The sequence below is a fragment of the Flavobacterium sp. genome (genome assembly GCF_036515215.1).
Taxonomy (GTDB): Bacteria; Bacteroidota; Bacteroidia; order Flavobacteriales; family Flavobacteriaceae; genus Flavobacterium.
Genome location: NZ_DATBVQ010000113.1, coordinates 1 through 8,445 on the forward strand (window position 1 = coordinate 1; position 8,445 = coordinate 8,445).

The 8,445-nt window shown below is 37.1% G+C and carries 6 protein-coding genes; 1 reads left to right on the top strand and 5 read right to left on the bottom strand.

Translation table 11 applies throughout. The annotated features are described in order from the left end of the window. Nucleotides 1–46: 46 nt before the first annotated feature. The 5 genes from VIH09_RS07825 to uvrC form a co-directional block, all read right to left on the bottom strand. Entirely contained in the window at nucleotides 47–817 is a 771-nt protein-coding gene (locus VIH09_RS07825) for a DUF3108 domain-containing protein (protein WP_331579598.1), read from the bottom strand. Nucleotides 818–1,108: 291 nt separating this feature from the next. After that, nucleotides 1,109–2,269 (bottom strand): 4-hydroxyphenylpyruvate dioxygenase, encoded by a 1,161-nt coding sequence (hppD, locus tag VIH09_RS07830; protein ID WP_331579600.1) that lies wholly within the window; start codon nucleotides 2,267–2,269, stop codon nucleotides 1,109–1,111. Nucleotides 2,270–2,480: 211 nt separating this feature from the next. Further along, a complete protein-coding gene (locus VIH09_RS07835; RefSeq protein WP_331579602.1) occupies nucleotides 2,481–3,638 on the bottom strand; it encodes a homogentisate 1,2-dioxygenase in 1,158 nt (385 codons plus the stop codon). A 185-nt stretch (nucleotides 3,639–3,823) separates the two neighbouring features. Then, nucleotides 3,824–6,028 (bottom strand): patatin-like phospholipase family protein, encoded by a 2,205-nt coding sequence (locus tag VIH09_RS07840; RefSeq protein WP_414656146.1) that lies wholly within the window; start codon nucleotides 6,026–6,028, stop codon nucleotides 3,824–3,826. A 54-nt stretch (nucleotides 6,029–6,082) separates the two neighbouring features. Next, nucleotides 6,083–7,882 carry an excinuclease ABC subunit UvrC gene (gene uvrC / locus VIH09_RS07845; protein WP_331579604.1) on the bottom strand — a complete coding sequence of 600 codons (1,800 nt, stop codon included), beginning with the start codon at nucleotides 7,880–7,882 and terminating at the stop codon, nucleotides 6,083–6,085. A 127-nt stretch (nucleotides 7,883–8,009) separates the two neighbouring features. On the opposite strand from uvrC, the gene VIH09_RS07850 reads away from it, so the two are divergent. After that, nucleotides 8,010–8,445 (top strand): succinylglutamate desuccinylase/aspartoacylase family protein (locus tag VIH09_RS07850; RefSeq protein ID WP_331579606.1); only part of this gene is annotated, 436 nt, incomplete at its 3' end.

An 8,445-nucleotide genomic window follows, 5' to 3' on the forward strand; every position in this document is an offset into this window, starting at 1 on the left:
AGCTCGATTTCCTTTAAAATAGCTTCTGTATTCCCATTAATTTCCATTATTTTTTAATTTTAAACGGATTATTCAATCCTTTAAATGCCTCCAGATCCGCTTTAATCGACCCTACGGCCAGATCTGCCTTTATCCTAACAGGCAATCTGTTATTGTCGTCTGATATCCAGACAGTTAAACTTTCTTGTTCTTTAAAAACGCGTCCTGACTGAACATATGGTTTGAAGATCATGCAAGATACGGTGCCAAATTTAGTCGTAATATCTTGACGACCTATGAACTTTAACTTAAATTTTGTGGTTTCGTCGTCAAAAAACATATCGATCGCAATTGTTTCCCCCGGATTAATTTTATCTATACTGGGATAGTTCCTCAAATAATAAAAGGCGGATAAAATATCTTGGGTATTTTTGGGAACGACAAAAGTTTTTTCGCTCTTATGCTTATAATCTCTTACCAAAACCCTATTGGCTCCTTGGTTAAAAAAACCTTCCTGGTTTTTGGTGTAACCCCCTTCATTAATCTTTCTTACGAATTGATATGGATTACCGGAATCCTTATCGATGTAACTTTCATATAAATCGTCCACTTTGAAGAAAAACCGAGACATTCCTGTAGTGTAGCCTTTACCGACAACATGAAATGTTTTTTTATTGTTTACTATGGCATCTTTGACCTCCAAGGTTGCATAGCCGGCATTTACAAAACCATAATGGATTCTGAATTTAAACCATTCGCCAACATCATATGCATCCTCTTTGGGGGAGTCAAAACTTACTGTTAATATCAATAACGAGAAGAGTATTACTTTTTTCATAACTTACTTTATCTATTTATTGACTGCAGTTGCAAATTTTGTTCCAAATATATTAAAACAAAAAAACTCAGTCAAATTATGACTGAGTTTTTATGCTATTAACTAACCAAAAAACTATAAATTATGAAATTTATATCAATTAGGAAGGAAACCACCCCTTCCATTTTGCGAGTGCAAAGGTAATTAACAAAACCACATATTAAAACGAAAAAAAAAAGTTTAACACAACATTGACAAAAAAGCCCGTTGTTCGATGGTTATTTTTTCACATAATGTAAAAAAAATGCGTTTTTACAACGTTCCTCGCAATGCCTGCTCTCTCTCAATAGATTCAAACAATGCTTTGAAATTACCTGCTCCAAAGCCTTTCGCCCCCATTCTTTGGATAATTTCGAAAAACAAAGTTGGTCTGTCCTGTACCGGTTTTGTGAAAATTTGTAATAAATAGCCTTCCTCATCGGCATCCACCATGATAGCCAATCTTTCTATTTCATTTAAATCTTCTTTCATCATTTTCATGTGCTCACCCAATCGGTCAGGAATAGCTTCGTAATAGGTATGCGGAGGCGCGGACAAAAATTCTATCCCCCTCGCTTTTAATTGGCTCACCGTTTTGATGATGTCATCTGTTGCAATAGCGATATGTTGTATCCCAGGTCCACCATAGAAATCAAGGTATTCCTCAATTTGGGATTTTTTCTTTCCTTCCGCAGGTTCGTTTATCGGAAACTTTATCCTTCCGTTTCCGTTGGACATTACTTTACTCATTAAGGCCGAATATTCGGTATTAATTTGTTTGTCATCAAATGAAAGAAAATTAACAAACCCCATCACATCTTCGTAGAACTTAACCCAAGTGTTCATCTCATTCCAACCCACATTTCCTACCATGTGGTCTATGTATTTTAATCCTGTTGGTTCTGGATTGTAATCCGACTTCCATTCTTTATAACCCGGCAAGAAAACACCTGTATAGTTTTTTCGCTCCACAAAAATGTGAACTGTTTCACCATAGGTATAAATCCCTGAACGCACCACTTCTCCAAATTCATCTTTCTCTACCGTTGGCTCCATAAAAGAGCGAGCACCACGTTTCATTGTTTCTTCATAGGCACTTGTGGCATCTTCAACCCATAGGGCGGCCACCTTTACTCCATCCCCATGTTTTCTCAAGTGTTCGTGTATTGGAGAATCTTGAGTTAATGGCGTTGTAAGCACGATGCGGATCTTATCTTGTTTTAAAACATAGGAAGCCCTGTCTTTTACCCCTGTTTCCAATCCCGCATAGGCCAAAGACTGGTATCCGAAAGCGGTTTTATAATAATGCGCCGATTGTTTTGCGTTACCTACGTAGAATTCTACATAATCCGTCCCTAATAATGGAAGGAAATCTTGCGCTCCTTCGAATATTTTCTCTAGTCCGTATTCTACTGATTTTACTTCTTTTGACATGGTATTTATTTTTTATGATTCGGTTTTTCATCATAACCGAATACTGTTGTTTACTCCAAAGCCTAGCCCTGATAAAAGTGGAAATCCTTTTTTGAAGTCCTTTTCACTGAAAAAAAGATTGTAACGGATAGCAGGAAATAGCTCCTTATTAATTAATATTTTAAATAGTATAATGATATACTTAGCGGATTGCTCCATTCCTCGCGACGACTTACTCTAGCCATGATTTATAGTACTTACCATCATCTAATCCCATGGCTTCTTCAGTTACCATGAGGGGTCTAAATGTATCGACCATTACAGCCAACTCTTCGGTTTTTGTATGACCGATGCTTCTTTCCATTGCTCCGGGAGCCGGTCCGTGAGGGATCCCTTTTGGGTGCAATGTTATGTGTCCTTGCTCGATATTGTTGCGGCTCATAAAGTCACCGTCTACATAATACAAGACCTCGTCACTGTCAATATTGCTGTGATTGTAAGGTGCCGGAATTGCTTTTGGATGGTAATCGTACAATCTCGGAACAAACGAACAAACAACAAATGTCGAAGTTTCGAATGTTTGGTGCACCGGCGGCGGTTGATGTACCCGTCCTGTAATGGGCTCAAAATTGTGGATGCTGAACCCGTAAGGGTAATTGTAACCATCCCAACCCACTACATCAAACGGATGTGTCGCGTAAATCACTTCGTGCATCATGCCCTCCTTTTTGATTTTAATTAGAAAATCTCCTTTTTCATCGTGGGTTTCCAATTCATTCGGCAATATAAAATCGCGTTCGCAAAATGGGGAGTGCTCCAGATGTTGTCCGGATTCGTTTTTATAACGTTTGGGCGTATAAAATGGCGCAAAAGATTCTACATAAAACAGTCTGTTTGCGGATGTTTCAAAATCAATTTGATAGATGATTCCTCTCGGAATAATAAGGTAATCGCCATATTCAAATGGAATATTCCCCATCATGGTGCGTAATTTCCCTTTCCCTTTGTGAATGAAAATCATTTCGTCCGCGTCGGCATTTTTATAGAAATATTCGCGCAATGATTTTTGCGGCGCAGCGAGCCCTATCGTACAGTCTTTATTTACCAACATGGCTTTGCGGCTGTCCAGGAAATCATCTTCAGGATTCAAGTCAAATCCTTTTAGCAATAATGATTTTATATTTTTACCAATGGCAATCTTGGGTTCAACGGAATAGGATTTTGTGATTTCCTTTACCTGTGTTGGCCTATGCACATGATATAGTAACGAAGAGTTTCCATGAAAACCTTCTGTTCCAAAGAGTTGTTCATAATACAAATCCCCATTTGGTTTTTCAAATTGCGTGTGTCTTTTTTGAGGGAAATCCCCTAATTTATGGTATAATGGCATGATTGTTTTTATTTATAAGTTTAACAGTTTAAAGTTGAGATCACTTTATAACGCACTACGTTAAATCAAAAAATAACTTCTTACTCAGGATTTCTCTTGATAAGGAATTGAAGATAATCCAATAAACCGTTCCATTTCTTTTTCATTATAACAAATATCGGAATTTTTATTGATATAGTTTAAGTTTAAAACAAAAATCCAACACTAAACCAAGTATATCCCTTGCCAGTTTCAGGTGACCAAGTATGTTTAATTTCAATGGGGCCAATTACCGTTTGAAGACCATATCCAACCGCATAACCCGAATATTTGGGTAGCGAAATCCAACTGACAGATTCAAAAATCCTGTCACCCAAATTGGCAAAATTGGCAGAAAAATTCAGGTGGTTATTTTTGTAGAACTCATAATCGATTGTTCCGGTTGATTTTATGTAACTGTTGCCTGCGACGCTTAAAAAATCATAGCCGTAAAAATGCCTAAAATTATTTATGGGATTGTATCCGTAACCACCCAAAACGAAATTGAAAAAAGAGACACTGTCATTACCAAAAGAAAAACCGGCTTCCGACTGGATTTTAATTGTTGCGTTTTTAAAAATTGTTGCGGCAACACCAAAATCTGCTTTTGCGATGGAGAAAGTATTAAATTCCTTAGTGTAATCCGATGACAACAAATAAGACTGGATATCGCCAGAAAAATACCATCCTTTTTTAGGGAAATATTTGTTGTCAAAAGAGTCATATTTCATATATCCAAATACGCTCAGATAATCACTCTTATCTATTATTGGATTCATATTAGACAAGGTCTCGGACTTAATTTTTAGAAACTTATACTCCAGGCCTCCGCCAATCAAATATTTTTGCACAAATAAAGATTGGAAATAAACTTGATTCGTTATGTCTGCAAAATCAACATTTATAGTATTCAAACCAAGCGACTCAAAATCTAAACTACTAATATCCTTCGTAACGTTCCTGTTGAATTGATTGAAAAAGGACTTAAAACCAAAGCTCAAATTATATCCGTTTTCGATGTAGTAATCAAAATTATACCTGAAATTGTCCCCCAGTACAACATCCAATGAAGCAACGTCATTTTTGAATAAGGTTTTTTTACGGGTTAAGTTTACCAATACACCACTTTTGAACAGACCATCGTAGTGCAATCCGAATTTCAAATAGGATTTAGTAGGATTTTCTTTCAAATTAAGATTCAGATCGTCATCTTCTCCATTTGGATCCAGTGAATAACTTATGACGCTAAAGTTGTTTGTTGCATTAATGTTGTTAATTCCGGCTTCCAACTGATTGTAACTAATTGTAGATCCCGGTTTAAATCTTAATTTCCCCAGTACATATTCGTAAGTGAAATTGTCCAGATCAGTAATATTTATGTTTTTTACTTTTAAACTGTCCTTTTCGATTCTTAATTTGGGTTTTTTGTATTGTATTGAATCATTATACCCCAATTCTTTTATTTTCTCGAAAACGGAAAATGTCGCCTCTTCCCCCTTTTCAATAATCTCTTTCCCTTTGTCAAATGATATCACTCCATATTCAGTAATGTCAGGCTTGATATAAATATCCGTTTTTTGGATGTTTCCCTTCATTTTTTCTATCGAATGAAGGTTCGTAATTTGCACCAAAATTTTTGTGGCATCATTAAGTGTTGTCCTGTCCCTTAAATCGTCTTGGACATCAACTCCAATTATAATATCTGCACCTAATTTCCTGATCTCATCAATTGGATAATTATTAGTAACACCGCCATCGACCAATAGTTGGCCGTCGATTTCCACTGGGGAAAATAAAGACGGAAATGCCGAACTGGCAAGTAAGGCCTGAGCCAAATTCCCTTCGCTTAAGATAACCTGCTTCCCAGTTTCAATATTGGATCCTATGCATAAAAAAGGGATTGGCAACTTATTGAAGTCTCTTACGTGCCGTACATTCCTGGTTAACCTAGTCAGTAAATTAAAATTGTAAAGCCCTTTTGAAAGCGCTTGAGGTATTCCAATATTGAACTTGTTGAAAGGCAAAACTAACGCATACAATTCATCGTTTCGTTTTTCGTAAAAGTTTTTTGAGGATCTCGGAATGAAGTCATTAATCAATTCATCGAAATTGGTATCCTTGAAAATCGAATCAATTTGCGCGGCATTGTAGCCGCTGGCATAAAGACCCCCTACCACAGCGCCCATGCTAGTTCCTCCTATGTAATCGATTTTCACGCCCGCTTCTTCCAGCACCTTCAAAACCCCTATGTGTGCGAATCCTTTTGCCCCACCGCCACTTAAAACCAAACCTACTTTTGGTCTGTTTTGCTTTTGTGAAAACATCGTCACACAACTGAAAAACATCAGAATTACAACAAAATATTTTTTCATAAAGGATATTTGCATTTTTTCGCTACAGGTTGTTTTTCATTACTAATCTCAAATTCATTCCTTTACGGAATTGTAAAAGTCGACAATTTTTTTTGCTTTTGATACACCTATAACGTCAGAAATTTCTTTTTCTGTTGCCAATTTTATTCTTTTAACACTTTTAAATTGCTGTATCAATGTGAGCATCGTTTTCTCGCCTATTCCGGGAATGGATTCTATCGATGAATTTAATGCAGCTTTACTCCTCTGGTCTCTATGGTGGGTTATCCCGAATCGGTGGGCTTCATTTCTCAATTGTTGAATTACCTTAAGTGTTTCTGATTTCTTGTCTAAATATAGCGGAATTGAATCTCCGGGATAAAACAACTCCTCTAGTCTCTTTGCAATTCCGATGACGGTTATTTTTCCTCTTAATCCCAATTCATCGATACTTTTAAGCGCCGCCGACAATTGTCCTTTCCCGCCATCGATGATTATCAGTTGTGGCAAAGGCTGGTTTTCGTCCAAAAGCCTTTTGTAACGGCGGTAAACAACCTCCGTCATAGACGCAAAATCATCTGGACCTTCAACCGTCTTGATATTAAAATGACGATAATCTTTCTTGCTTGGCTTTCCGTCCTTGAAGACCACGCAAGCCGCAACAGGGTTTGTCCCTTGAATATTCGAGTTGTCAAAACACTCGATATGCCTTGGCTCGAAAGGCAATCGCAAATCCTTCTGCATTTGCGCCATGATCCGATTAGCATGCCTGTCAGGATCTACAATCTGCAATTGCTTCAGTTGTTCAATCCTGTAAAATTTGGCGTTGCGGATAGAAAGGTCCAAAATTTGTTTTTTGTCCCCTAACTGAGGTACGGTAACTTTTATGTTTTCGCCCAAATCTACTGAAAACGGAACGAGAACTTCCCGAGACAACAATTGAAAACGTTCTCTCAATTCAATAATCGCCAGCTCCAATAACTCTTCATCCGTTTCCGCAAGTTTTTTCTTTATTTCCATCGTATGCGAGCGAATAATGGATCCGTGGGAAATTTGCAGGAAATTTACATATGCGACACTTTCGTCTGAAACGATGGAGAACACATCAATATTGGTTATCTTTGGATTTATAATCGTGGAGCGGGATTGGTAATTCTTGAGCACTTCTATTTTTTCCTTTATTTTTTGGGCTTCTTCAAAATGCATGTTTTGAGCAAGCTCCGTCATCACCTTTTTAAAGTCTTTCATGCTTTCCTTGAAATTCCCTTTTAGAATTTCGCGAATGGCATCGACTTGCTTTTGATAGTTTTCTAAAGATTCGTAACCTTCACATGGGCCTTTGCAATTTCCAATGTGGTATTCGAGACAAACTTTAAATTTTCCGGTTTCTATATTTGATTTATTTAAATCATAATTGCAGGTACGAAGCGGGTACAATTCTTTTATCAGTTCTAAGATGGTATTAACTGTCTTGAAACTAGTATAGGGACCAAAATACTCAGAACCATCCTTGACCATTCTTCTTGTGGAAAAAATGCGGGAAAAAGGCTCTTTCTTGATGCATATCCAGGGGTAACTTTTGTCATCGCGCAATAATACATTGTATCTAGGCTGCAATGTTTTTATCAAGTTGTTTTCCAATAAAAGGGCATCTGTTTCGGTAGGCACCACTATATGTTTGATGGTAACGATCTTCTTGACCAGCACATTGGTTTTGGCCGTATCATGAATCTTATTGAAATAGGACGAAACCCTCTTTTTTAAATTTTTGGCCTTTCCGACATACAATATTTTCCCTTCCTTATCATAGTATTGATAAACGCCAGGACCGTCCGGTAAAGTCTGTATTTGAAGCTCGAGAGTTGGGTTTTGCATTTTATTGATATTTCACAAAGATACACAGCAGTATTTATTGAGGTATGGCGATTCTATTAATTTTTGTTTTGAATCCAAATTTACGAATTACAAATAATTATTTCTACATTTAGCCTTTTAATTACACATGAAAAACATAAGACCCATAACTATTTTAGGAGAAGTTATTTTACCCGGCGAAAGCAAAACCATCGATATGGAAATCGCAAAACTTCATACGATGACGCCTCTTAAAATTCCTATAATCGTTGAACGTTCTAAATTAGACGGCCCCACCATTTTACTTTCGGCTGGATTGCATGGTGATGAAATCAACGGGGTTGAAATTGTACGCCAAATCATTATACAAAAGATAAACAAACCAAAAACCGGAACTATTATATGTATTCCAGTGATCAACGTTTTTGGTTTTATAAATCAAAAACGGGAGTTTCCTGACGGTCGCGATTTAAATAGGATATTCCCCGGAAACAAATCGGGTTCCTTAGCCAGCAGATTTGCATATCATTTACTGAATGAGGTGTTGCCTTATGTGGATTATGCAATTGATTTTCATGCGGGAG